Genomic DNA, 1,889 nt, shown 5'->3' on the forward strand with positions numbered 1-1,889 from the left:
TACCTTCAGCAAATATTTGATTTATCATAGGTGCTTGGTTCAAATCGCCAAGTGGAGATATTATCCCTATTATTATTAAAAATACTAAAGCAATTAATAAAGCTGGAGTTAAATATTGCCCTATAATGTCTACAACTTTAGATGGTCTTATTGTAAGTATTAAAGTTAATCCGAAAAATAATACTGAGAATATTAATGGGTTAAATCCACTAAAAATTGGAGCTATACCCATTTCAAAAGTTGTTGCACCTGTTCTAGGTATTGCTAAAAGAGGACCAAGACAAATCATAATTGATGTTGCCAATATTAATGATAACGTTTTACCACTTCTTCCTAAAACTTTATTAATATCTCCTTGACATTTAGCCGATGCTAATATAGCTAATAACGCTAAGCCAACATCTGCCATAACAAAACCAGTAAAACCTACTAACCAATCACTTCCCGATACTACACCTAAGTATGGAGGAAATATTAAGTTTCCTGCTCCAAAGAACATAGCAAATAGAGCAAATCCTACTACTAATATATCCTTACTCTGACCTTTCATGTTAATACCCCCTTAGATATTAAAATTTTTTTATATTTAATATAATTGTAGATTATTTAAATTAAAACAGTCTACAAATATATGGATATTTTACATACTCTTAGCAATTATCTGAAAATTTAACCTATATTTTACATTTTTAACATAATGCTTAACATATTTTAACTACTAGTGATAATCTCACTATAAAAATACCTAGATTATAAAACTCTAGGTATTTTTTATATTCACACTTATAAGATTATCTTGATATTTTTCCTACTCCATGATACATTAACTTCTCAACATCAATTTATTAATCTAAAACTTTAGACACCATGTTACCTTTACAAATATCTTTTATTAAATCTATTAATTTACTATCGTCATTGACTATATAATCAGGGTAAAATCCCAAGTTTTCTGGAATATCCACTCCCCTACGATTAATCCAGATCATTTTCCAGCCTGCACTTTTAGCTCCCACAATATCATTATTAATTGAATCCCCAATATAATATGTATTCTCAGGATCTAAATTCATCTTATGTTCAACAAGTTTAAATATTTGCACATCTGGCTTTGCTACACCTTCACTTTCAGATATGAATATATCTTTATTACTAATCCATTTGTTTAGCCCTAGATTATTAACTTTATTACCTTGATGCTTAGTTGGACCATTAGTAATAATCCCCATTTTAATATTATTTTCTTTACCAAAATTAAGTACTTCCCTTATTCCATCAGATATAGTAATTTTTTCTTGATTGGCTTCATATTCTTTTTGAAAATCCTTAGCTTCCTTTACAGTTATATTTTTTCCAAAATCATAAAAAGCCTTAGTGATTCTATAAACACGCATATCATCTAAGGACAAAGCTCCACTTTCTGTTAAATCAAATAACTCATCACTATATTTTCTATGACTTTTAAATAAGCCTAAACTATCTATGTCCTTATGATTATTAAAAACTTTATTTACTGCATTTTCAAATGGTTCTAATTGATTATATATTGTATCATCCACATCAAATATTAAATTAATCATAATTTCTCCCCAATTGCCTCCCTTAATAATAAAAAAATCTACTCTACTATTATATTGTAATTCATTTTTTATAAGTAAAGTAATAAATATCTATATGTGTCATAATATATATGATTATTAATTATTCTCAGGCTCCAAATAATATTAAATTTAAGATTTATTTAGACAAAATATGGTAATATAAAATATATAGACTTATATTTTAGGAGTGAATCAAATGATAGTAGGTGTAGTAGGGCCTCTATATTCAAGTATAAAAATAAAAAACTGTTTAATTAATATAGAACCTAAATTAGAAATAAAGTTATA

At 26.8% G+C, this 1,889-nt stretch carries 2 protein-coding genes; both read right to left on the reverse strand.

What is annotated here, in order from left to right:
• The coding region (locus tag J7G74_RS16255; protein WP_297137317.1) for a branched-chain amino acid transport system II carrier protein at positions 1 to 550 on the reverse strand (550 nt) is incomplete at its 3' end.
• A 295-nt stretch (positions 551 to 845) separates the two neighbouring features.
• A complete protein-coding gene (locus tag J7G74_RS16260) occupies positions 846 to 1,580 on the reverse strand; it encodes an HAD family hydrolase (protein WP_297137319.1) in 735 nt (244 codons plus the stop codon).
• Between the last annotated feature and the right edge of the window lie 309 nt (positions 1,581 to 1,889).

This window comes from Terrisporobacter sp. (assembly GCF_017888745.1).
Lineage (GTDB): Bacteria > Bacillota > Clostridia > Peptostreptococcales > Peptostreptococcaceae > Terrisporobacter.